The organism is Bradyrhizobium guangdongense (genome assembly GCF_004114975.1).
Classification (GTDB): domain Bacteria; phylum Pseudomonadota; class Alphaproteobacteria; order Rhizobiales; family Xanthobacteraceae; genus Bradyrhizobium; species Bradyrhizobium guangdongense.
Genome location: NZ_CP030051.1, coordinates 7128593 through 7151901 on the forward strand (window position 1 = coordinate 7128593; position 23309 = coordinate 7151901).

The 23309-nt window shown below is 63.7% G+C and carries 26 protein-coding genes and 1 tRNA gene; 6 read left to right on the forward strand and 21 right to left on the reverse strand.

Annotation, left to right across the window (positions count from 1 at the left end; genetic code table 11):
* Nucleotides 1-60 precede the first annotated feature (60 nt).
* From X265_RS34145 to X265_RS34165, 4 genes are all read right to left on the reverse strand, one after another.
* A complete protein-coding gene (locus X265_RS34145) occupies nt 61-996 on the reverse strand; it encodes an ABC transporter substrate-binding protein (protein ID WP_128968813.1) in 936 nt (311 codons plus the stop codon).
* A 248-nt stretch (nt 997-1244) separates the two neighbouring features.
* The gene (locus X265_RS34155; protein WP_128968814.1) at nt 1245-1835 is read right to left on the reverse strand and encodes an SCO family protein; all 591 of its coding nucleotides are present in this window, start codon (nt 1833-1835) and stop codon (nt 1245-1247) included.
* 18 nt (nt 1836-1853) lie between these two features.
* Nucleotides 1854-2048, reverse strand: coding sequence for a hypothetical protein (locus X265_RS34160; RefSeq protein ID WP_128968815.1), 195 nt, complete (start codon nt 2046-2048; stop codon nt 1854-1856).
* A 125-nt stretch (nt 2049-2173) separates the two neighbouring features.
* Nucleotides 2174-2695, reverse strand: coding sequence for a hypothetical protein (locus X265_RS34165; RefSeq protein ID WP_164938928.1), 522 nt, complete (start codon nt 2693-2695; stop codon nt 2174-2176).
* Between the two features lie 250 nt (nt 2696-2945).
* On the opposite strand from X265_RS34165, the gene X265_RS34170 reads away from it, so the two are divergent.
* The 3 genes from X265_RS34170 to X265_RS34180 all read left to right on the forward strand — a co-directional run bounded on the left by X265_RS34170 (nt 2946) and on the right by X265_RS34180 (nt 5637).
* Entirely contained in the window at nt 2946-4604 is a 1659-nt protein-coding gene (locus X265_RS34170; RefSeq protein ID WP_128968817.1) for an FAD-binding dehydrogenase, read from the forward strand.
* 162 nt (nt 4605-4766) lie between these two features.
* The gene (locus X265_RS34175) at nt 4767-5117 is read left to right on the forward strand and encodes a RidA family protein (protein WP_128968818.1); all 351 of its coding nucleotides are present in this window, start codon (nt 4767-4769) and stop codon (nt 5115-5117) included.
* A 154-nt stretch (nt 5118-5271) separates the two neighbouring features.
* Nucleotides 5272-5637 carry a nuclear transport factor 2 family protein gene (locus X265_RS34180; protein ID WP_128968819.1) on the forward strand — a complete coding sequence of 122 codons (366 nt, stop codon included), beginning with the start codon at nt 5272-5274 and terminating at the stop codon, nt 5635-5637.
* Nucleotides 5638-5707: 70 nt separating this feature from the next.
* On the opposite strand, the gene X265_RS34185 is transcribed toward X265_RS34180, so the two are convergent.
* The 8 genes from X265_RS34185 to X265_RS34220 form a co-directional block, all read right to left on the reverse strand.
* Nucleotides 5708-6553, reverse strand: a complete 846-nt coding sequence (locus tag X265_RS34185; RefSeq protein WP_128968820.1) for an amidohydrolase family protein — start codon at nt 6551-6553, stop codon at nt 5708-5710.
* Nucleotides 6554-6556: 3 nt separating this feature from the next.
* Nucleotides 6557-7534, reverse strand: a complete 978-nt coding sequence (locus tag X265_RS34190; protein ID WP_128968821.1) for an aldo/keto reductase — start codon at nt 7532-7534, stop codon at nt 6557-6559.
* A gap of 106 nt (nt 7535-7640) precedes the next feature.
* Nucleotides 7641-8573 (reverse strand): sugar-binding protein, encoded by a 933-nt coding sequence (locus X265_RS34195; protein ID WP_164938929.1) that lies wholly within the window; start codon nt 8571-8573, stop codon nt 7641-7643.
* Nucleotides 8574-8669: 96 nt separating this feature from the next.
* The gene (locus X265_RS34200; protein WP_164938930.1) at nt 8670-9752 is read right to left on the reverse strand and encodes an ABC transporter permease; all 1083 of its coding nucleotides are present in this window, start codon (nt 9750-9752) and stop codon (nt 8670-8672) included.
* Nucleotides 9752-10510 (reverse strand): ATP-binding cassette domain-containing protein, encoded by a 759-nt coding sequence (locus tag X265_RS34205; protein WP_128968824.1) that lies wholly within the window; start codon nt 10508-10510, stop codon nt 9752-9754. Before X265_RS34205 ends, X265_RS34200 begins: the two co-directional genes overlap by 1 nt.
* Before the next feature lie 12 nt (nt 10511-10522).
* Nucleotides 10523-11845 (reverse strand): xylose isomerase, encoded by a 1323-nt coding sequence (gene xylA, locus X265_RS34210; protein ID WP_128968825.1) that lies wholly within the window; start codon nt 11843-11845, stop codon nt 10523-10525.
* Nucleotides 11846-13300, reverse strand: coding sequence for a xylulokinase (gene xylB, locus X265_RS34215; RefSeq protein WP_128968826.1), 1455 nt, complete (start codon nt 13298-13300; stop codon nt 11846-11848). It abuts the gene before it with no gap.
* Between the two features lie 73 nt (nt 13301-13373).
* Nucleotides 13374-14417: a LacI family DNA-binding transcriptional regulator gene (locus tag X265_RS34220; protein WP_128968827.1), complete on the reverse strand. Its 1044-nt coding sequence runs from the start codon at nt 14415-14417 to the stop codon at nt 13374-13376.
* Nucleotides 14418-14529: 112 nt separating this feature from the next.
* Here X265_RS34220 and X265_RS34225 point away from each other — a divergent pair, with 112 nt between their 5' ends.
* On the forward strand, nt 14530-15057 hold the full coding sequence (locus X265_RS34225) for a DUF1003 domain-containing protein (RefSeq protein ID WP_128968828.1): 528 nt from the start codon (nt 14530-14532) through the stop codon (nt 15055-15057).
* A 1-nt stretch (nt 15058) separates the two neighbouring features.
* Here the strand turns inward: X265_RS34225 and X265_RS34230 are convergent, their stop codons facing one another.
* From X265_RS34230 to X265_RS34265, 8 genes are all read right to left on the reverse strand, one after another.
* Complete coding sequence (locus tag X265_RS34230; protein WP_164938931.1) at nt 15059-15532, reverse strand: GNAT family N-acetyltransferase; 474 nt, start codon at nt 15530-15532, stop codon at nt 15059-15061.
* 2 nt (nt 15533-15534) lie between these two features.
* Entirely contained in the window at nt 15535-16047 is a 513-nt protein-coding gene (locus tag X265_RS34235; RefSeq protein ID WP_164938932.1) for a GNAT family N-acetyltransferase, read from the reverse strand.
* Nucleotides 16047-16628 (reverse strand): helix-turn-helix domain-containing protein, encoded by a 582-nt coding sequence (locus tag X265_RS34240; RefSeq protein ID WP_128968831.1) that lies wholly within the window; start codon nt 16626-16628, stop codon nt 16047-16049. The genes X265_RS34235 and X265_RS34240 overlap by 1 nt, the downstream gene beginning before the upstream one ends.
* Nucleotides 16629-16839: 211 nt before the next feature.
* Nucleotides 16840-17289, reverse strand: coding sequence for a ribose 5-phosphate isomerase B (gene rpiB / locus X265_RS34245; protein ID WP_128968832.1), 450 nt, complete (start codon nt 17287-17289; stop codon nt 16840-16842).
* Between the two features lie 16 nt (nt 17290-17305).
* Nucleotides 17306-17379, reverse strand: a tRNA-Gly gene (locus X265_RS34250).
* 131 nt (nt 17380-17510) lie between these two features.
* A complete protein-coding gene (locus X265_RS34255) occupies nt 17511-18767 on the reverse strand; it encodes a ubiquitin-activating E1 family protein (protein WP_164938933.1) in 1257 nt (418 codons plus the stop codon).
* 35 nt (nt 18768-18802) lie between these two features.
* Nucleotides 18803-19243, reverse strand: coding sequence for a hypothetical protein (locus X265_RS34260; protein WP_128968834.1), 441 nt, complete (start codon nt 19241-19243; stop codon nt 18803-18805).
* 1 nt (nt 19244) lies between these two features.
* Nucleotides 19245-19658, reverse strand: coding sequence for a ubiquitin-like domain-containing protein (locus tag X265_RS34265; RefSeq protein WP_128968835.1), 414 nt, complete (start codon nt 19656-19658; stop codon nt 19245-19247).
* A gap of 159 nt (nt 19659-19817) precedes the next feature.
* Here X265_RS34265 and X265_RS34270 point away from each other — a divergent pair, with 159 nt between their 5' ends.
* Together X265_RS34270 and X265_RS34275 are read left to right on the forward strand one after the other, a co-directional pair.
* Entirely contained in the window at nt 19818-20180 is a 363-nt protein-coding gene (locus X265_RS34270; protein ID WP_128968836.1) for a helix-turn-helix domain-containing protein, read from the forward strand.
* Nucleotides 20181-20190: 10 nt separating this feature from the next.
* The gene (locus X265_RS34275; RefSeq protein WP_128968837.1) at nt 20191-21093 is read left to right on the forward strand and encodes an ImmA/IrrE family metallo-endopeptidase; all 903 of its coding nucleotides are present in this window, start codon (nt 20191-20193) and stop codon (nt 21091-21093) included.
* Between the two features lie 40 nt (nt 21094-21133).
* On the opposite strand, the gene X265_RS34280 is transcribed toward X265_RS34275, so the two are convergent.
* Nucleotides 21134-22696 carry a hypothetical protein gene (locus X265_RS34280; protein ID WP_128968838.1) on the reverse strand — a complete coding sequence of 521 codons (1563 nt, stop codon included), beginning with the start codon at nt 22694-22696 and terminating at the stop codon, nt 21134-21136.
* Nucleotides 22697-23309: the final 613 nt, after the last annotated feature.

The window sequence follows — 23309 nt, forward strand, 5'->3', positions numbered from 1 at the left end:
AATTGCTCCGCAATTTTGTCACGGGCTCCTCGCAATGACGATGAGGCAGCAGCGCAGAAGCTAGAACGGGCTCACCGAGAAATATCGCAGCCACAGATCGGTGTAGCGGCCTTTTTCCCAGACGCGGAACAGGGCCCAGTTCAGCGCCTGGCGCAGCACGTCGTTGCCCTTGCGCACGGCGATGCCGACGCCTTCGCCGAAGAAGCGGCTCTCGACGAAGGGGCCGCCGGAGAAGGCGCAGCAATCGCCGGAGTCCGTGCCGTTGATCCAGAACGCCAGCGAGATGGCGTCGCCGAAGATGAAGTCGACCTCGCCCTTGCGCAGCGCGGCGCGCAATGCGTCGTCATTGGGATAGGCGTGCAGCTCGGCGTCGGTGAACATCGCTTTCAGATACGCCTCATGCGCGGAGCCCGCGATGACGCCGACCTTCTTGCCTTCGAGATATTCGGGGCGGATCTCCGGCATCACCGCATCCTTGCGCGAGGCGAAGCGCGCCGGCACGCGGTAATAGGGATCGGTGAAGTCGACGCGCGCGCGCAGCTGCGGGCTCACGGCCATGGATGCGATGATGGCATCGCCCCGGTTGGAGGTGAGCGCATCGACCAGCGTCTCGAAGCGGCGCATCTGCACCGTGCAGCTGACCTTGATCTCCTCGCACAGGCTGCGGGCGAGATCGACGTTGAAGCCGGCCGGATTACCGTCGGCGCCGGTGTAGTTGAACGGCGGATAGTCGGTCTCGGTCAGGAAGCGGATCACGGTCAGGCGCGACAGGTCCGGCCGCTCCGGCCGCCGCCTTGGGTCCCAGAAGCCGGGCACGGCCTGGGGTGCGGCTTGGGGCGCGACCTTAGGCGTGGCTTGAGGGGCCGCCGGCGGCTGCTTGGCCGGGACTTGCGCGCGGACGCCGGACAGGCCTGCAAGCAGGCACGCCGCGGCGACCAGCCCCGTCAGCAAGCCACGGGCAGATTTGGACGATTTCGCCTGTTGCGATGGAGCCATCGGCCGAAAATGACTGAATTTCATTGGGATCGGAAGGCCTTATAGACCATCCGGCCGGGAAGGCGAGCGCCGATTGCAGCCAAGGTGAAGGTACGCGCCCTCCCCCGCCTGCGGGGGAGGGTTGGGAGAGGGTGTCTCGGCAACGAAGACTCTCCTAGAGGATAGAGCCCCCATCCGGCGCTTCGCGCCGACCTCCCCCGCAAGCGGGAGAGGTTGCACCAAGGACGCCGCGCGATCGTTGCGCCTTCCTAGAGATACTTCTTCAGGTCCGCCGCAGCTTCTTCCGGGGTCCGTTTCAGGTTGAACGGCGAGACGAAACGCCCGTCGCGGTCCATCAGATAGATCAGCGCGGTATGGTCCATGGTGTAGTCGCCGTCCTTGGTCGGCACCTTCTTGGCATAGACCCGGTACGAGGTGATCACCTTGGCGGTCTCGGCGGGATCGCCGGACAGGCCCTCGAGATGCGGATCGAAGCTCGAGAGGTACTCCTTCATGGTCGCGGGCGTGTCGCGCTCGGGGTCGACCGAGATGAAGACGGCGTTGACCTTGTCGGCATCCTTGCCCATCGCGCGCAGCACTTCCGACATCTCGAACAGCGAGGTCGGGCAGACGTCGGGGCAATGGGTGTAGCCGAAGAATATCAGGGTCGGCTTGCCCTTGAGGCTCTTGTCGGTGACGGCCTTGCCATTCTGGTCGGTGAGCTGGAACGGACCGCCGATCGCGGCCGGCTGCGCCACCTTGCTGACCCCGCCCATCGCCCAGAACAGCACCAGGAGACCGAGGACGAGGCTTGCGGCGAAGGCGGTGGCGATCACCAGCGGACGGGCGGTGGAGCTCATGAGCGAAGACTTTCCGGGTCAGAAGCAGGCGGCGAAGCCGGTTCTGATCATTTCGAAGAACACCTGGGTGCCGTAATGGAACCAGAGCACCAGCGCGCCGATCACAACAAGACCGCCGACGCTTGCGCCCGCCAACAGCAGCACGGCCGGCGTCCGGCCGGTACTGGGCGAATTGTCCGATACAGGATTTGCCGGATGCATGGGTTGAGCCATGGCAATGATCGGGGCGAAGGCCCCGGTTCCGGGCTCCAGATAAGCCTTGGCCCGCCTGCGGGCAAGGCACCGCCAGCAAGCAAGGCGCCGCGGCGGACCAGGACGGTCCGGTCAGGCTGAGAAAGTCAGTGCAGTAACTGGCCGCGGGCGGATTCGAGCTGGTCCGACTGCGGCAGCGGCCGACGCGACGGCTTGATGGTCGAGGCCTGCGCGTCGAGGTAGCAGGGCTTGTACATGGCCTGCAGCTGCTTGCCCCTCAGGAACAGCATGTGCGGGGTGAGGCCGCCGCGGTCCTTGATCCAGCGCTTCACCTGGGAGGGATACATCGCATAGAGCATCTGGGTCGCTTCGGGATTGGTGACGGCGCGGCCGTTGGCGCCGAAATCCCAGGCGGCGTGGAAGCCGAGCGTCGCGCTCGAGGTCACGCAGATCCGGTCGTGGGGAATGGCGCCGAGCACGATGGTGCAGGCAGAGGCGCAGAGACCATCGATGATGACGGTGTCGCCTGATTGGCGCAGGTCCTGGTACTTGTCGACGTAGGTTCCGATCCGGCCGCCGCGGTCATCCGCGATCCGAACCACCGCGTGAGAAGCCCCCATGCAAGCGATCAAGCAAACCGCCGCAAGCAACCCCGTCAGAAACTTCATTGTTCCCCGCCCCAGTCGTTTTCGAATCTGCGTGTCAGGTGGTGATGCGCGCCCAGCGTCCGTCGACTCTGCGGTTTTGTCTAGGCAGCCCGGCTTGCTCAAAACAAATTCAAATCCAGTGTTGCGTCCGCGCTGCACTTGGCCGGCCTCGATCCCAAAGTGGAACAAGTTAAGGATGTCTTACGCGACAAGCCCTTGATCTCAGTTGCGCCGACTGGCTTCAATCCCGGGCAACTACAGGGGGGAACTCATGGCTGAGCAGGCGGACGTCATTGTCGTCGGCGGAGGACTATCGGGACTGGTGGCGGCGACCGAGATCGCCGATGCCGGCAAGCGCGTCATCGTCCTCGACCAGGAAGGCGAGCAATCGCTCGGTGGCCAGGCGTTCTGGTCGTTCGGTGGATTGTTTCTGGTCGATTCGCCGGAGCAGCGCCGGCTCGGCATCAAGGACTCCTTCGAGCTTGCGATGCAGGACTGGCTCGGCACCGCCGGCTTCGACCGCGAGGAGGATGTCTGGCCGCGCAAATGGGCCGAGGCCTATGTCGCGTTCGCCGCCGGCGAGAAGCGCGACTGGCTGCGTGCGATGGGCCATCGCATCTTCCCGGTGGTCGGCTGGGCCGAGCGCGGCGGCTATGATGCGATGGGCCACGGCAATTCGGTGCCGCGCTTTCACGTCACCTGGGGCACTGGCCCCGGCATCGTCGAGCCGTTCGAGCGCCGCGCGCGCGAGGCCGCCAAGAGCGGCCGGTTGACCTTCAAGTTTCGCCATCGTGTCGATGCGCTCTCGATCACTGACGGGACCGTGGACGGCGTCAGCGGCGCGATCCTCGCACCCGATAATGTCGAGCGCGGCAAGAGTTCGTCGCGCGACGTCGTCGGCGAGTTCGCGCTGAAGGCGCAGGCCGTGATCGTGGCCTCCGGCGGGATCGGCGGCAACCACGATCTGGTGCGGGCGAACTGGCCGAAGCGGCTGGGCGAGCCGCCGAAATTCATGATCTCCGGCGTGCCCGAGCACGTCGACGGCCGCATGATCGGCATCACCGAGACATCAGGCGCGCGGCTGATCAACCGCGACCGCATGTGGCACTATGTCGAGGGCATCAAGAACTGGTCGCCGATCTGGCCGCGCCACGGCATCCGCATCCTGCCCGGCCCCTCCTCGATGTGGTTCGACGCCACGGGCAAGCGATTGCCGGCTCCGCTCTTCCCGGGATCGGACACGCTCGGCCAGCTCAAATACATCATGTCGACAGGCCATGATTATTCCTGGTTCATCCTGACCCAGGCCATCATCAAGAAGGAGTTCGCGCTGTCGGGCTCCGAGCAGAATCCGGACCTGACAGGGAAAAGCTGGCGCATGACCTTGCGCCGCGCCACCAACAAGGGCGCGCCGGCGCCCGTGGAGGCGTTCAAGAGCCATGGTGTCGACTTCATCGTGCGCGACAGGATCGAGGACCTCGTCGCGGCCATGAACAAGCTCGCCGGCAACGATCTGCTCAAGCTCGACGAGATCAAGATGCAGATCGAGGCGCGCGACCGCGAGATCGCCAACCCCTACGTCAAGGATGCGCAGGTGATGAACATCCACAATGCGCGCCGTTACATCGGCGACAAACTGATCCGCACGGCCGCGCCGCACCGCATTCTCGATCCCGCGCAGGGGCCGCTGATCGCGGTCAAGCTCAACATCCTCACGCGCAAGACGCTCGGCGGCTTCGAGACCGATCTCGACTCGCGCGTGTTCGGCAGCGAAGGGCAGATCATTCCCGGGCTCTATGCCGTCGGCGAAGCCGCGGGCTTCGGCGGCGGCGGCATGCACGGCTATCGCTCGCTGGAGGGCACCTTCCTCGGCGGCTGCCTGTTCTCGGGCCGCAATGCCGGACGCGCTGCGGCGAAAGCGGTGGGGTAGTGGCGGGTGAGCACGGAAGACGATTTGGACTTCAGCCGGCCTGGTTGCTCGCATGCATTGTCGTTCATGCATGCGTGGACGGCAAAGCCTGCATGGCCGGGGTGGCTCGCCGCGGGGGGCTGCGCTAGACAGGGCCGCCATTCCCCGAAGGAGATTCCGTAAATGAGCATTCAGCGTTTTGAGACCGGCCCGCGCATGAGCCAGGTCGTCGTGCACGGCAACACCGTCTATCTCGCCGGCGTCGTCGCCAGCAACGCGGCCGGCGAAAGCGTGACCAAGCAGACCCAGGACATCCTGAAGACCATCGACGGCCACCTCGCCAAGGCCGGCACCGACAAGTCGAAGCTGCTGTCCGCCACCATCTACATCACCGACATGAAGACGTTCCAGGAAATGAACGCCGTGTGGGACGGCTGGGTCTCGCCCGGCAATACCCCGGCCCGCGCCACCGTCGAAGCCAAGCTGGCGGCGCCGCAATACACCGTCGAGATCATGGTGATCGCGGCGAAGTAATTCGCGCCGTCATTCTGCATGCTGCCGGAGCGCGATGAGACCATCATCGCGCTCCATCTTTTTAGGCAACCATGATCTCCGAGGTAATCGATCCTCGCCCGCGAACCTTCGATAGTTGCGACAGCCGACCACGGCGCCATCGAAGGAGAGCACCATGACCGACCATGTCACCATCGCCCGCCGCTATATCGATCTCTGGAACGAGCGCGCGCAAAATCGCCGCCGCGAATTTCTCAGCGAGTTCTGGACCACGGATGCGAGCTATGTCGACCCGCTGATGAAGGGCGACGGCCGAGACGGCATCGATGCCTTGATCGCAGGCGTGCAGAAGCGCTTTCCGGACTTCAGGTTCAGGCTGATCGGTGAGCCCAACGGCTACGGCGACCACGTCCGCTTCTCGTGGGGCCTTGGCCCCGACGGCATCGACAGCCCGATCAAGGGGACTGATTTCGCCGTGCTGAAGGACGGGCGGATCAGAAGCATCACGGGATTTCTGGACCAGGTGCCCGCGGGGGCGTGAGGCACGAGGGCGACCACAAACTCGATCGTCGTCCCGGCGGAGGCCGGGACGACTACGTGGAGCGCGCAGCCTAACCCGCCAGCCGATACGCGGCCTTCGCGTTCACGCCAAACGCCTTCTCGCGTACGCTCGCGCCCAGCTTCGCCAGACACGTCTCCAGCGCGCTCTTGATCTCGCCGTAGCTGCCCGCGAGCAGGCACACCGGCCAGTCGGAGCCGAAGATCAGGCGGTTCTCGCCGAAGCAATTCGCGACATGCCGGACGAAGGGAAACAGCCGCTCCGCATCCCAATCGCTCCATTTCGCTTCCGTCGCGAGGCCCGAGACCTTGCACCAGACGTTGCCGCATGCCGCAACCGCCGCGATGCGGTCGGCCCATTCGGCGCTGCCCCCGTCCGCAATCGGCGGCTTTGCCGAATGGTCGAGCACGAAGCGGGCTTGCGGAAACGCTTTCGCGGTCGCAATCGCCGCTGGCAGCTCTCGGGTGCGGACGAGGAAGTCGTAGGCGAGATCGCGGGCGAACAACGCCGCAAGCCCGCGCTGGACGTCGGCACGCAGCAGCCAGTCGGGATCGGCCTCATCGTGAACCTGGTGACGGATACCGACCAGCTTTGCGCCGCCGGGCAGTGCACGCAGGCGATCGAGCGTGTCACCAAGCTTGGCATCGGTCAGGTCGGCCCAGCCGACGACGCCGATGACGGAGGGCGTAGCATGCGCGACGGCCAAGAATTCCTCGGTCTCCGCGACCGAGGAGCGGCATTGCACCACGATGCTGGCATCGATGCCGTTCGCCTCCAGCAATGGCGCGAGATCGGCGGGGCCGAAGGGGCGGCGGATCGGCGCGAGCTCGGGGCCGTTCATCCAGGGATAGCAGGCGTGCGCAGGATCCCAGAAATGCTGGTGGGCGTCGATGATCACGGCTCACGCTCCGCCGGGCAGCGGCGCCCGCGCGTCGACGAGACCACGCGCGCGCAGCTCCTGCCAGAAGGCTTGCGGCACCTTGCGCTCCGACATCGCGATGTTGTCGGCGACCTCGGCGGCGTTGCGCGCCCCCATCACCGCGACCGTCACCGCAGGATGAGCCATGCAGAACTGGAGTGCGGCAGCCTTCAGTTCGGTGCCGTGCTTGCGGCAGAGTTCATCGAGCGCGAGCGCGCGCCCGACCAGCGCCGGATCGGCATCCTCATAGTTGAACTTCGCGCCCATATGCGGATTCGCCAGGATGCCGCTGTTGTAGATGCCGCCGAGCAGGATACCGATGTTCTTCGCCGTGCAGACCGGAAACAGCGCGTCGAGCGCGCCCTGGTCGAGCAGCGTGTAGCGGCCAGCGAGCAGGAAACAGTCGACCGGCACGGCTTCAGCGAAGCGAACCAGCATCTCCGACTGATTCATGCCGGCACCGATCGCCTTGATCGTGCCGTCGGCGCGCAGCCGCTCCAGCGCGCGGAAGGCGCCACCCACGGCTTCGTCATAATGATCATCGGGATCGTGCACGAGCAGGACATCGACGCGGTCGAGCCCGAGCCTGACCAGGCTCTCCTCCACCGACCGCATCACGCCGTCATGGCTGAAATCGAAGACCGGCCGCTCACGCGGCGTGCCCTTGTAGTGATCATCCTCCACCGCCGCGCCATCAGGCACGCGCAACAGGCGACCGACCTTGGTCGAGATCGCATAGGACTCCCGCGGCTGCCGCCGCAGGAAGGCGCCCAGCCGCCGTTCCGCGAGGCCAAAGCCGTAGAGCGGCGCGGTGTCGTAGAAACGGATGCCGGCCGACCAGCCGGCTGCAAGCGTTGCTTCCGCGTCGGCGTCGCTGACGGGGCTGAACAATCCGCCGAGCGGGGCGGAACCGAGACCGATTGCGGTGACGTCGAGGGAGCCCAATCGCGTACGTTTCATTCTTCTTGTTCCTTCCCAACGCGAGTATCTCTCCCGCTTGCGGAGGCTGCAAGCGGGAGAGAGCAACAGGAGTGCGGGGCTGGCAGCACTCCTGTTGGAGCATCCGCTACTTCAACATCTGCGCGACGTTGTCCTTGGTCACGAGATCAAGGCCGGTGTAGACGATTTCCGGCACCTTCTCGCCCTTCTTGATGGCGAGCAGCGTATCCATCGCCTTCTCGCCCATCTCGAACGGACGTTGACCGACCAGCGCATTGGCGTAGCCATCGCGCAGCAGCTCGAGCTGCATCTTCAGCGTATCGGCGACGACGAGGGTGAACTTGCCGCTGTCGATATCCTTCTTGTACCTGCTGGCGAAGGCCTTGAAGCCCTCGGGCGCGAACATCGGCCAGCCGCCGACGGGAACGATCGCGGCGAGGTCGGGCGTCGCGGTGCGCAGATCGGTCATCTGCTGCACGGCGAGCGCGGGATCGTCGTTGCAGAAGGTCGGCGAACCCGAGACCTCGGTCCATTTCGAGCCTTTCAGCGCCTCGCGGACGCCATCGACACGCTCGGCGAGGTTCTTGGCGCCGGGACCACCGGAAACCATGGCGTATTTGCCTCCGTCGGGACGGAGCTTGAGCAATTGCTTGCCGAGCGCGAGGCCGAATTCCTTGTTGTTGGTGCCGATATAGGCGATGCGCTTGGAGCCTGGCGCGTCCGCATCGAAGGTGATGACGGGGATGCCGGCGGCTGACGCCGCCTCGATCGACTTGGTCATGGCGGCAACGTCGGCTACCGAGATCGCAAGTCCGTCGACCTTCTGGGTGACGAAGTCCTGGATGATCTGAGCCTGCGTCGCCGGCTCATGCTCGACCGGACCCTTGTAGATGCACTCGATGTTGCCAAGCTCCTTGGCGCGCTTCTCGCAGCCGTCGCGTGCGAAGTCGAAGAACGGATTGTTCATCGCCTTCGGCACGATCACGAAACGGTAGTTCGCGGCAAGTGCCGGCGTCGCCATCATCGCCACCGCGATGCCGGCAAGAAGAATTTTCCTCATGGTCTCCTCCACCCTTGTTTGGCGCCTATCCTCTGAAAGATTCGTCCGGGAAGCGGACAGGCAGGATTTTCGTTGCCTTCCCGTAACGACGTCACGTCAAATCATCCGCGAACGGATACGGTCGACCAGCACGGCCAGGATGATGATCACGCCCACCAGCGCCTGCTGCCAGTAGGAAGAGACCTGCGCCAGCACGAGGCCGTTGCGGATGACTTCCAGCAGCACGCAGCCCACGATGGCCCCGAGCGGACCACCGATGCCGCCGGCGAGGTTCGCGCCGCCGATCACGGCGGCCGCGATCACGTTGAGCTCGTAGGAGGTCGCCATGTTGGCCGGCGCGGAGCCGAGCCAGCCGGAGATGATGATCCCCTGCAGGCCGGCGGCAAGCGCGCAGATCACATAGACCTCGATCTTCACCCGCACGACCGGAATGCCGGTGAGTTCCGCTGCCTTCTCGTTGCCGCCGAGCGCGAAGACATGGCGACCGAACGAGGTGTGATGCAGCACCACGGCCATCACCAGCGCGAGGATCACCAGATAGATGAAGGGAACGGGCACGCCGAGCACGTCGCCCGATGTCAGCGCATAGAAATAGTCGGCATCGGGCCCGCCCGGAAAACTGCCACGGCCGTTGGTGACGACATAGCAGAGGCCACGCACGATCGAGAGCATGCCGAGCGTGGTGACGAAGGGCGACAGCCCCAGCATTGCGATGCAGAAGCCGTTGACCAGACCGACGATCAAGGCGACGACAAGTCCCGCCAGCACCGAGACCAGCAGGATCAGGCCCGGAACGTTGGCGAGCACGGTTTTGCCGTCAGCTGCCATATGAACGAACAACGAGGCGCCGAACCCGCCGGGCGTCGAAAGCTCGGTCATCACCATCGAGGTGATGATCGCGGAGAAACACATCATCGATCCCACGGAGAGATCGATCCCGCCGGTGATGATGACGAAGGTGACGCCGAGGGTCGCGATCGCGACGAAGGAAAAGTTCTTCGCCACGTTCTGCATATTGCCTTCGGTGAAGAAATAGGGGCTCGCGAAGTGCATGACGACGAGCAGCACCGCCAGCGCCAGCAGCACATAGCCGGTCTGGGAGGCGAAGATGCCACGCTGCCACCATTTGCTCTTGCCGACGTTGGAGAACGTGACGGGAGATTCCATGGGCATGGCCATCACGCCGCCTCCTTCGCGCCGGTGATGAGGGCGGTGACTTCCTCCGGAGACGTCTCGTGGACCGGCTTGTCGGCCCGCTTCTCGCCGCGGCGCATCACGACGACGCGGTCGCACACCGCGAACACGTCGGGCATGCGGTGCGAGATCAGCATCACGGCGACGCCCTGCTCCTTCAGCCGGTGAATCAGGCCCAGCACCTGCTCGACCTGGCGGACCGAGATCGCCGCCGTCGGCTCGTCCATCATCACCAGCCTGGCATTGGAGAGCCGGGTCCGCGCGATCGCGACGGCCTGACGCTGGCCACCCGACATCTGCTTGACGAGATCGTCGGGCCGCGTTTCCGAGCGCAGCTCACCGAACAGCTCCAGCGCGCGGGAAGCCATTGCCTTGTGGTCGAGCAGCGCGATGGGTCCGAACTTGCGCTTCAGCTCGCGGCCGAGAAACACGTTGGCAGCCGCGGTCAGATTATCCGCGAGCGCGAGATCCTGATAGACGACCTCGATGCCGACCGCGCGGGCGTCGATCGGCCGATTGAAATGGACGGCATTGCCGCCGAAGCGGATCTCGCCGTGGGTCGGGCGGAAATTGCCGGCGATGATCTTGACCAGCGTCGACTTGCCGGCGCCGTTGTCGCCCATCAGCCCGACCACCTCGCCCGGGCGCACCTGCATGTCGACGTCGTGCAGCGCACGGATGGCGCCGAACTCCTTGCCGATGCCGGCGAGCTCGAGGATCGGTGTTGTTTCAGCTCTTGCCATCAGCAACCTCGCTCAGACGTAGCGATTGACGAGTGATTCCAGATATTCCTGCCGCCCCGAGCGCGGTTGCGGGTCGAAGCCCGGCTCCTGCGCGCGATCGGCGAGATCGGCGAGCGAACGCTGGCCGCCGAGGATGGCTCGGCCTTCCGGGCCGGCCCATCCCTCGTAACGCTTGACCAACGGTCCGGTGAGGGCACCGGCATCGAGGATGTCGGCGGCGGCGAGGAACGCCCGCGCGCAGGCATCCATCGAGCCGACATGGGCATGGAGGAGGTCATCGGGATCGATCGACTGGCGGCGGATTTTTGCGTCGAAATTGAGCCCGCCCGAGGTGAAGCCGCCGCGGTTCAGGATCTCGTGGAACACCAGCGCCAGCTCGGGAACATTCATCGCAAACTGGTCGGTGTCCCAGCCGAGCAGATCGTCGCCGCGGTTGATGTCGAGCGAGCCGAACACGCCGAGCGCCTCGGCCAGCGCGACCTCGTGATGGAAGGAGTGGCCGGCGAGAATGGCGTGGTTCTGCTCGATGTTGAGCTTGACGTCTTTGAGCAAATCGTAGCGCGCCAGGAAGCCGTAGCAGGTGGCGACGTCGAAATCATATTGGTGCTTGGTCGGCTCTTTCGGCTTCGGCTCGATCAGGATCGGCCCCTTGAAACCGATCTTGTGCTTGTGCTCGACCACCAGCGACACGAAGCGGCCGAGCTGATCGAGCTCGCGCTTGAGATCGGTGTTGAGCAGCGTCTCGTAGCCCTCGCGGCCGCCCCAGAGCACGTAGTTCTGGCCGCCAAGCCTATGCGTCACCTCCAGGGCGGCACGAACCTGTCCGGCAGCATAGGTAAAGATATCGGGGTCCGGATTGGTCGCCGCACCGGCCATGTAGCGGCGGTGCGTGAACAGGTTCGCGGTGCCCCAGAGCAGACGCACCTTGGCTGAGGCCATCTTCGTTTCGAACAGATCGGCGATCGCGTTGAGATTGGCGACGGATTCGCGGAGCGAATTGCCTTCCGGCGCCGCGTCGACGTCGTGGAAGGTGAAGAAGGGCACATCGAGCAGGCGGAACAGCTCGAAGGCGACATCCGCCTTGGCGCGCGCCATCGCCATCGGATCCGAGCCGTGGTGCCAGGGCCGCAGGAACGTCTCGCCGCCGAACGGGTCGCCGCCCGGCCAGCACAGCGAATGCCAGTAGCAGACCGCGAAGCGCAGGTGGTCCTCGAGCCTGCGGCCGTGAACCATGCGGTCCTTGTCGTACCAGCGAAAGGCGAGCGCATTTTCCACATCCTGTCCGGCAAAGGCGACAGGCGTGCTTGCATCGAAGAATTTGGCTGGCGCGTTCACTTAAAGAGTCTCCTTCAATGCGGGATAGAGTTTGCGCCAGCTGCGATAGGCCTCGTCATAGGCGGACGCAGCGGATGCGCGAGGCGTGAAACTGGCGAGCCGTCGCGGACGGGCGCACACTTGCGCCGGATCTTCGCCCGTGGCGGCAAGCCGGCCGAGTCGCGCCGCGCCAAGGGCAGCGCCGACCTCGCCCTCCTCGACCCGGTGCACGGTAATGCCGAGCACATCGGCGCAAATTTGCGCCCAGAGCGGCGAGCGCGAGCCGCCGCCGACGAGATCGACTTCCGTGATCGGCCCGCTCGCCGCGCTCAGCGCCGCCAGATTGTCGCGCGCCGCGAAGGCGACGCCTTCGAGCACGGCCTGGACGATCTGGCTGCGCCCGTTCGCAGCGCGGAGGCCGACGAAGGCGCCGCTCGCGGCGGCATCGTTATGGGGGGTGCGCTCGCCGTCGAGATAGGGCAGGAATTTGACGGGGCTCGGCTCGTCGACGCGCTCGCCAAGCGGCGCCAGCAGAGCCGCGGCAGGCACCTCCATCACGCCGGCGAGCCAGGCAAGCGAAGCCGCCGCCGACAGCATCACACCCATCTGGTGCCAGAGACCCGGCAGAGCGTGGCAGAATGCGTGCACCGCCGCTTCAGGCGCTGGCGCAAAGCGATCGGTGACGCGGAACACCACGCCGGAGGTGCCGAGCGACAGGAACGTATCGCCCGGCGCGATGGCGCCGAGGCCGATCGCACTCGCGGCGTTGTCTCCCGCGCCGCCCGCGACCACGACGTCTTTCGCCATGCCCCAACGCTGCGCGTATTCGGGCGCGAGCACGGCACTCGCGGCACGGCCCTCGACGAGGCGCGGCATGTGGTGCAGATCGAGGCCCGTGGCGTGCAGCAGCAGCGCCGACCAGCGCCGCAGACCGACATCGAGCCACAGCGTACCCGACGCGTCCGACATGTCCTCGACCATCTCGCCGGTCAGGCGATAGCGCACATAGGCTTTCGGCAGCAGCACCTTGGCGATGCGCGCGAATATCTTCGGCTCGTGCCGCGCGACCCACAGCAGCTTTGGCGCGGTGAAGCCGGGCATCGCCAGATTGCCGGCGATGGCGTGCAGCGAGGGGCAGCGGCGCTCGAGCTCGATGCACTCGGCCTGGGAGCGGCCATCGTTCCAGAGGATGGCGGGACGCAGCGGGCGCCCGTCCGCACCGAGCAGCGTCGCGCCATGCATCTGGCCCGACAGGCCGATGCCCGCCACCCGCGCGGTCTCACGCGGATGCAGCCGCGCGAGATCGTCGACCGCGCCGATCGCAGCATCGATCCAGGCATCCGGATCCTGCTCGGACCACAGCGGCGCCGGATGCGACAGCGAGAGCTCGCGCGCCGCCGTCGCGACGACCGCGCCGGCTTCGCTGACGAGCACCGCCTTCACACCTGACGTGCCGATGTCCAGTCCGAGATACACTTCGTCCTCCCTTGCTGGCCCGCCCGGCGATCTCCGTCGCCTGTTCCGCGGACCGTCCACTTCCTCGTCGCCGCTACGGCAGATTGTCCCGCATCACGATGTCGATCCTGATCTTGTCCTGCTCGCTCAGGATCGGCTCACCACGGGCGAGCGCGAGCAGCACGCGCACCGCCGCGCGCGCCTCGTGTCCCGGATTCTGCGAGATCGCCGCATCCATCAAGCCCTGCAGCAACAGCCGGCGCGTCAGCGCGGTCACGTCGTGACCGACGAACACCACGTGCTTCTCGCGACCAGCCCCACTCAACGCGCTGGCTACGCCTTGCGTGCCCGCGCCGACGTTATAAAGGCCGACAATGTCGGTATGCGTGCCTAACAGCCGCGCCAGCAGCTGCTCGGAACGCGCATCCTCGTCGCGCCCTTCCAGCACCGGCAACACGCTGAGGTCAGGGAATTCCGATGCCATGACCTGGTTGAAGCCAAAGATGCGCTCGGCGTGATCGCGCAGGCCCTGCGAACCCGCGACGATCGCGACCTTGCCGGCTTTCTGGCCGACCAGCCGCCCGACCAGCGCGCCGGCGGTACGGCCGGCCGCAATATTGTCGATGCCGACATAATGGTGCCGGCGCGAGGACGGCACGTCCGAGACCAGCGTCACCACCTTGGTGCCGGCTTCGACGAGATCGTTGATGGCGGCGCGGACGCCGGGATGATCGAGCGCCACCACGGCCACGCCGTCATAGTCACCCGACAGGGTCTCGAGCGATGCCGCGAGCACGGACGGGTCGAACACGTCGGTCGTGACCATCTCGACGCTGAGACGGCGGGCCGAGAGCCAGGCCGACATCTCGCCGAGATAGGCCTCGATCTGCTGCATGAACGGGTTCGGCCCCGAGGGCATGACGAAGGCGAAGCGGCGGGCGCGGCCGCGGGCCAGCTCGGCCGCAGCCACATGCGGCTGGAAGGAGTTCCGCGCGATCGTCTCCTGGACGCGCCGGACCGTCTCCGGCCGTACGCCGGGGCGGTTGTGCAGGACGCGGTCGACAGTGGCGAGGCTGACACCGGCCTCGCGGGCGATGTCCTTCAACGTCAACGCGGCGGAAACGGTCTCGTCAGCCATGGCTGAAGGCTAGCAGAGGTGTTTTGAGGTGCGCAACTCATTTTGAGGGGTCGCGCGCATTTTTGCTCTCCGGCAGCGAGGAACGGCTCATTCGCTGAGCCGTTGCCGCCGCGTGCGTAACGACATCACACACGATCCCGGCGAAGGACTGAGCCCGACCCTCGAGCGCAACATCCGGGCCCTGGTCGAGCGCCGCCGCCGGGAGCAGCGGGCGGCGAGCAGCGAAGACAAGGTCGCAGACGCCATCACGGCCTTCACCGGCAGCATGAGCTTCGTCTACCTGCACCTTGCCGTGTTCGGCTTCTGGATCATCGCCAATCTGCATTGGCTGCCGGGTATTCCGGCCTGGGACGAGAGCTTCGTGGTGCTGGCGATGGTCGCGTCGGTGGAGGCGATCTTCCTGTCGACATTCGTGCTGATTTCGCAGAACCGCATGACCGCGGCCGCAGGCAAGCGCGCCGATCTCGACCTCCAGATCAGCCTGCTGGCCGAGCACGAACTGACCAAGGTCGCCCGCCTTCTGACCCAGATCGCCGAGCGGCTCGACGTCAAGCCGGAGTCCGAGCGCGATCTGAAGGAGGCGTCCCAGGACATCGCCCCCGAGCGCGTGCTCGACAAGATCGAGGAGACGCGCCCCTGAATTATCGCGTCGCCGGGCCCGTGAGGTCGAGCGTCAGGAACAGACTGTTGCGGTCCTCGACATAGCCCTGGAACGGGGCGCAGGGCACGAAGCCATGGGCATGATAGAGGGCATGCGCCGGCTTGAAATAGTCCCACGAGCCGGTCTCGAGGCTCAGCCGCTTGATGTCGCGCCTGCGGGCCTCGGCGATGATGTGACGGAGCATCTGGCCACCAAAGCCGCGGCGGCGCGCGGTCTGGAGCGTGTGCATTGACTTCACCTCGCCGTGGTCGACCGAGAGCGCCTTCAGCGCGCCGGTCGCCACCAGCGTCTCGCCGTCCCAGCCGGTCCAGAACGCGACGTCGCTGGCGCGAAGGCCTGCGAGATCGAGCACATGCGCGCTGCCGGGCGCCGTCTGCGCCCGCGCCGCCGTGACATGGTGGTCGAGCAGCGCGACGACGCGCGGATCGAAAGTATCGCCGGTGCGGATCTGCATCGTCAGGGCCTCACGTCACTTGCAAGCGTCTTCTGCATGAAGACGAGATCGAGCCAGCGGCCGAACTTGCAGCCGACCTCGGGCATGCGGGCGACCTCGACAAAGCCAAGCGATGCATGCAATCCGAGCGAGGCGACATTGGCAGCCTCGATGCCGGCGATCATCGCGTGCTTGTTCAACGCACTGGCGCGCTCGATCAGCGCGGCGACCAGGCTGCGGCCGATGCCGAGCCGATGATGCCGCTCGTCGACATAGACCGAATTCTCCACGGTGTGGCGATAGCCGGGAAAGGGGCGGAAGTCGCCGAACGAGGCGAAGCCGACGACGTCGCTGCCCTTCATCGCGACCAGCACGGGATAGCCGGCCTCCCGACGTGCGCGGATCCATTCGCGCCGCGAGGCGAGATCGGCGGGGCCGTCGGTCCACACCGCGGTGGTGTTGATGGCGGCGAAATTATAGATGGCGAGGATATCCTCGGCATCCTCGAGCGTGGCGTCACGGACGATCAGCGACATCACATTCTCCCGTAAGAGGTGCCGCGCCGCGTGATGATGACGTAGCGGGCATCTTGCCTGGTTTCGTTCTCGAAGGTGATCGCGCGCATGACGTCGAAGTCGAGGCAATCGCCCTCGCGCAGGCGCAGCGTCTTGGCATCGATGTAGACGCAGATCGCGCCCTCCAGCATCAGAAGCTGCTGGGTGAAGGCACTGCGCCCCCACGGGCTGTAGGCCACGCGCGCGCCTGCCGGCAGGTCGACGACGATGATCTCGATGCCGCTTGCCGCATCGGCGGGCGAAGCATGACGGCGGCGGTAACCGCTGTCGGGATCGCGCCATTGCGGCTGGTCGGCCAGGCGCACCAGCCGCTCGGGCGGCTTCTCCGCCAGCGCGACCACATCGCTCAGCGTGACGTCGAGCGCGGCGCAAAGCTTGTTGAGCAGCGCCGCGGTGGCACTGCTCTGCGCCCGCTCCACCCGCCCGATCATGGCCCGGCTGACACCGGAGCGCGCCGCGAGGTCGTTCAAGGTCATGCCGGCCTGCGTTCTCAGAATCTTCAATCGGCGACCGATCGCCCTGTCGAGTTTTTGCTGGTCCATGGCCTCTGATCCGCAACGCCCCGGCACATGGACCGCATCCGCCGGGCAAGAGGAGATTAGGCCGGAGGAACGGGGTGTGCGGGGAGCGAGAGGCTAATATATTGGAATCTTTGCGCGCCGGGGAGCAACGATCAGGATGCAGAAGCGAGGAGCGGACAGGCGGAGATGGCGGGCGAACGCCGCGGACGACCGGGCGGTCAAGCAAGCGGCTTTAGCAGGGGCCCAGCTTGTCGATGCGCTTTTGATGGCGGCCGCCCTCGAAGGCCGTGCTCAGGAACGCCTCGACGCATTCCTTCGCGACCACATCGCCGGTCGTCCGGCCGCCCAGCGCCAGAACGTTGGCATCATTGTGCTGGCGGCACAGCCGTGCACCCGTGACATCGTGCACGAGGGCGCAACGGATATGGGCGTGGCGGTTGGCGGCGATGGAGATGCCGATGCCGGACCCGCAGACCAGGATGCCGCGCCCGGCTTTACCGGCCTTGATCGTCTCGGCCAGCTTGTGGGCGAAATCGGGATAATCGACGGAGGCGGCGCTATCGGTGCCGAGGTCCAGCCAAGTCACGTCGGGCAGCGCGACTTTCAGGGCTTCCTTGAGGGCAAAGCCCCCGTGATCACAGGCGATCGCGACCACGCGCGCGCTTTCGTCCTTGTCGGCCATTGCTCGTCCCAGGAATTGGAGCGGGCGAAGGGAATCGAACCCTCGTATGCAGCTTGGGAAGCTGCCGTTCTACCATTGAACTACGCCCGCGGAAGGCTATTTTGGTCTCTTAGGCACCGCCTAGGCACCGACTGCATTGGTCCATTATATAGAGGCATGTCGCGCTCTATATCAAGTCTGCCGATATCCATAAGCCTGAATGGTGATAGTGCGCTACCGCATCATCCTTCCCTTTCTCGCGCACACGTCGGACAGGAGGGACAAGCGGGTACCCCCGCCCACATCACGTTCGCGAATTGAAGCGGGGTCAAGTAGACCTGCTGCTCAAGGCCCGCAGAACTGAGCCCACCGCTGCGATGGCGCAGGAAATAGACCGCCGTCAGGAGGCCTGCCCAAAAGGACACGAAAGCCACGGTGGGAATGGGTGATGCGTCCAGGTCGTCATACGGATGGAGGCATTCAGCACATCCCCCGGAGCCTCGCTCATGATAGGAGGCCATGGCAGACCAATGCGTCGTTGCCCCGATGCCGAGCCATTGTGGCCCAGTTCGCTGGACGTACCAGCGCGAGGGAATATCGTCTACGCCGACGATCACCAACGGCCGCAGGGTGATATCGCTGTCGTCCTCGAAACGACGAGGCACCGGTTCGATTGCGATGCCTGTTCCCTCACAGATCTGTTGAAGATCCTTCGCTTTGGAGGCATCTCGGTGAGACCAGCGCAAGAGCATATAACGGTTGAGGTTCGAGAGGCCGGCGCTCTCGGGCTCGAAGACGCGCGAGCAGGCCTGCACTCCCGGCAGACGCGCCAGGACGTACATCAATGAGTGCGTGATAGCACCACCACTTACGCAATCGAAGTTTCCGAGGTCAGAGATGCAGCTCGTTTGAGGCGGTGCCAGCTGGAAACTCCCATCTTCGATCGGCGCAAACATCTCCATCATGATACCAGGATTGTGCGCGTGCGCCTTGAGGCTTCGCATGGCAATCTTGAAGGCTTCGGTTGCGGCCATTGCACCTGCCGCCATGCCGCCGATCGGCCAGGAGGTTCCCTGCCAGGGCGTTGCCCCCGTGTAGCGGGTGATTGTGCCCGTCCAGTCGCTGGCATTCAGACTGATTACTTGGCTCGCTTGTACCGAGAGCGACGAATCACCCAACACTATGGCCAGATCGACATGACCATTCGGCACTTGGGTCTCGAAAGCGATCCCCGGAAGCATGTCGCGCCCTATCTCGACTAGGCCGGTGACCAATGTCCTGCCGGAGAGCGGCGGCTGGACGCGAGATAACGCAACATCCGGAGCGATAAGGTGCACCCGGTGCGCAGATCGCGCCATCAAGATGGCCGCGGTGACAAATGCGGTCTGCGCAGAGTGCGTGGCGAGGTTTTCGGCATTTGCAGTGATCACTACTACTGTCTCGGTCAGCGCCGAGATCAGCATCTCGTCGTCGGCCGTCTGGCCAATGTCGTCGCGCATCAGCCGCAGGGTCCTGTCGAGCGCCTCTCTAAGACTCATGTCAGCACCAAACGATCTTCGATCGCGACCTCTCGCCAGCGCCCATCCGTCTGGAGTTCGGTGAGATACGCTTCCTTGAATCCGACGGGACCCAGTGCAAAGTCAGGGATCACCAGCGATAGGAAGCCCGGCGTGTGGATGATCGGAAAGCTATCGTCGGTCGCAGAATGAAAGGCGTGCCGTGGATGCGTGTGTGCCTGCAGACGGATGCCCAAGTCGGCGTCGGCCAGCTCGCACCAGAACGCGTTTAACCAAGACTCCTCAACGACGAAACCGCCGAAATGTGCAACATGCTTCGGGTGGACCACTTGGGTGATAGTCTCGGGCCGTGACCAAGGGCTCAACCAGAGCATCTGGCATTCCTCCTCCCCTCGTCCGCACTGCCGGAAGTGTCGGAAGGTTTCCTCAACCAATGCATGCGCGATTTGGTAGACCATCTCATGCGCCTCCCTTCACTGCACTCGGCCGCAGGAGCAGCTCATCGTGGGGCTTCACGCCGGCCTGCTTGAGGGTCTCGCCGTCGGGCAGCTCCTCGCCGTCCTTGTTGTAGAGCGAGAGCATGTGCGGATTGGGAATCGAACCGAAGGCGCCGATCGCCTGGTTGAGGAGTTGCTTCACGGTTTCCTCCGGCCGGACTTCAAACGGCTTTTTAAGGCCGTTATAGATAACCTTCAGGGGAAACTGCTTCGCGTGAGCGAGCTCGTGGATCGCCTTTTTCAACTCGTCTTCCGCCTCGCCAACCTCACGGGCCGCTTCACGGCCCTTTTCTAGGGCCAGCTCAAGGTCGTGCTCGGCACGGTGCAGGTGCTCGACGGCTTCCACCGGGTCACTGCCGGTATTCTCGGTCATCATTGATCTCCGTTCATTGCGAGTTATGAAACGCGCCGCCTGATAAAGTAGGCAGAGCTTGCGTGATATAACAGGCATTGCTTGATTAGTCAAATTATTGTGGACGCCGCCTGATATTTCAGGCACACTGCTGAGGAATCAACCGACTACGCCGGGAAGCCCGTGAGCCTGTCCAAGCTACTGAAAAAGATTCGCACCATTCATGGTGCCAGCCTTCGAGCGGTCGAGGATGCGACCGGCATCTCGAACGCCTATCTGTCTCAACTCGAGCGAGGCGACGCCGAAAATCCGACGCCCAGAAAGCTAAAGGCGCTCGCTGATTTTTATAACTATCCCTACACCGAACTGATGCGCGCCGCCGGTTACACCGAAGAAAGCGAGCCGCCGCAGACAGCCAGCAGCACGCGCGGGAACGCGAGGGTAAGCTCGATCCAGGCGGCGCTCATGAGCGCCAACCTCACGCCCGAAGAGGAGGAAGCAGTCGTGAAGTACATCGAATTCCTTCGCTTCCAGAATAAGAAATGAGGAATGGACCATGGCCTTGCCCAGACAGAAGATCGCAGCAAGGCCAGAGTCAGAATCAGAACTCTCAGAGCTTTCTCGCAAACTCATCCGAGCCGCCGATGCGGTCAGCGTTTTGCCGACCCCAATCGATCGACTCTTCGAGGTTGCGAAGATCACCAACATCGAGGCCCTGCCCGACGAAGCGTTCCTCCGGACCTTATCGGAGAAGGCGCGTAGCTCCTTCGTCACCGCCTGGCAGAAACTTCGGGGCGTTGCAGACCTCCGCACCAAGACGGTCTACATTCCGCCGGAGAGGAACACCGGGCGCAAGCTGTTCGTGAAGGCCCATGAACTGGGTCACCAAGTCATCCCGTGGCACAAGATCGATCCGGCATACCTCGACGACAACGAGACCCTGGGCCCCCATGCGACCGGCATCTTCGAACACGAAGCGAACTTCTTCGGGGCGGAAACGATCTTCCAGGGCAAGAACTTTCGCCTTCTCGCCCGCGACTACCAGCCAAGCGTAGGTACGATTTTCAGCCTCGCCGACAGGCATGGCGCTTCCAAACAAGCGACGGCGTGGCGCTACGTCGAAGAGCAAGACGAGGCGCTCGCACTCCTGCAATACTATCCCGGCAATGCCATCGATGAGGCCGGCAATCGCGTACTCTACATTTGGCGTAGCGTTGGATCACCCGCATTCAGCGCGAAATTTTCAGCCATCGACGTGCCTGAGGTATTGCGCATCGGTCATCCATGGCTGGCCGCGCGAGAGAAGGAGCAGGGCGTCGATGGCAACGACAACTTTTTGGTTGATGGACACCCAGCGGTATTTCAATGGATCGCGTGGTGGAATTCATACACGCTGTTCGTGCTCTTGCGCCGGAAGCCGATGCTCAGCGTCGTCGGCGGGATTCTACGCCGTTCTTGAGCTAGGCTTGAATCTTTCGATCCTAATTTCAACGCGTCACTCACCACTCATTGTCGTGCATTCGGCTCACATAAATTGGTGAATGGGCCCGCAGACCTACCTTGTGCGACACAAAGCTTCCTGGCGAGGTCGTAATAGCTATCACGCCCGGCGCACGAAGGCCCGCGACACACTGAACGCCGGTGGTGGCGCTGCCGACCTGCGTTATGATCAAGACCTCGCCAAGTTTCGAGCGATTGCCTGTGAAGAGAGCCGGCAAGCTAAATTCGACCATCCAGAACCAATCCGGGAGAGCGTCTGTCAACTTGACTTCTGCGTCGCTAAGTCGAGATCTGTCATGCCCTTCCGAAGACCGAAGATGCTCCTGATACCCTTTCTTATCCATCAAGATCGGCCGCATTACGAAGGGGTTCGTCTGCTGTACAAGATATTGGTACCATCTGCCATTGTCGAACGAAGGATTGCCGTACAGAAACCGCTTTATCACCACGGAAGCTAGGCCTTCCGCCCAGTGGGGTAGAATGTCCGGCTGATGAGGATGGACACCAATAATAAACGAGGCCTTGATCAAAGGATCCACCTCGAATGCACGACTGCTGAGCGTATAGTAGGTGCCCAGATTGTCATCGTGAATTACGAAGTGATCAACCCACGCGCTGCTACGATAGAACGGCGCCGTCGAGGGACCGCTATAGCCGGGAATCGCTTGCGGATGCCACTCGTCGGAATTTCTCGTGTACCCGAACGCCGTAACCACATGCTCGATATTGGTCTGGCCCGTCGTGAAAACGAAAAGAACGATAAAGCCCGACTCTACGTACGCCGTCAGGAGCGAGAGATACTCCGGCGCAGACAGGGTCGCACAATTGACGACTACTGGCTTAGTCCCTGTTCGCATCGCAATCACGTCTTCTACATTGCCGACGGACAGACCGGAGATTGGCGGTGCAAGACCCAGCTGCGAATTTATGTCCGCGCTTGAAAGAAGCGCCTGCGAGCCGTCGATCGAGTTAAGCGCCATGCGCAAGCATGCATGAGCGCAAACATGGATTACGTTATTCTGCTGACAATAATAGAAACCGGAAACACTGAAATCTCGTCCACGCACTGCTCGCGTAAACGTAGTGTCTCGACATATGTAGTTGTTCAACAGCCGCTTTGTCGTGCCGTCTTCCGATCGCTGGTGCGGCGCGGCCACGATCGCTTCATAGATGTACGAATGCAGGAAATCAGCGTTGGGCGGGGCATAGTTTATGATGGTTGCAGCTGCAATCAGCGCATCGGCATCAACATCGTCGATGTTTTCCGCCGATTTCTCGCCACGAAAGAAAGATAGCTGGATTGCTGAAGCGCGGCCGCCGCCGCCATAGTGCCTGTCAAGATTATCGATCTCTTGTGCGATCGGCGCCTGACCAAGAGCACATTCGCGGACGACAAAGCTCGCGCCTTGTTTTCTCGCCAGCGTACAAATGCGATGAAGGGAGAGATTGTTCGACGTCCCTGATCGCGGCGACTTCCAAGCGCCTTCGATCAAATCAAAGTAGAAAGAAAAAGGGAGATGGCAATCGAGGCAAGTCTCGTCCGTCGTCTCCCCAGTCCACATGGTAGGACTCAGCGCTCAGCGAGAGCGCGGCCCACCAAGAATTACTTTTCGATCGACACCACTGCCGCTCTTCTCAATCGATTGAAGAAATTTTTCTTCCTCCTCCGTGAGAGGAGCGAGTCGAACGGTCTGTGGCTGATGCTGCGCGGAGGTCGAGATGGTCTCACGCGCGCGATCTTGCTGCCTGCGATTGTCCATCGGAGTTATCCTGTGCTTCCCTCATACACCAACATGGTTAACGCGGGGTATACTGCCGCCGTTCCGGCAACGTTGGCTTGAGCAGTGCTTAGCCTGTTCGCGCAGGAGTGGCAACCGGCTCGATTCCTCGCTCCCATAAGGCTACGCGGTCCCCATCGGCCTTTCCGACCGCAACTAGCCTCGATCGCATTGAAATAGCTAACATTTCCGTTGAACGGTTACCGGCAGCTATTTCCCAAGAAAAAGTGCGTCAGGACGCCCTATCCACACGCGTAGTCCTCTGAGCCTCGTAGCGCGTTCCTTCAATTAGTGAGTCAGACCGGCATACCGACATGGTCAGCCATTCCAAAACGAGCCTGGCACGCCGCCGCCTATCAGCGGATCTGCCTCTGGCTCCGAGGCGCGCCCCTTCAGA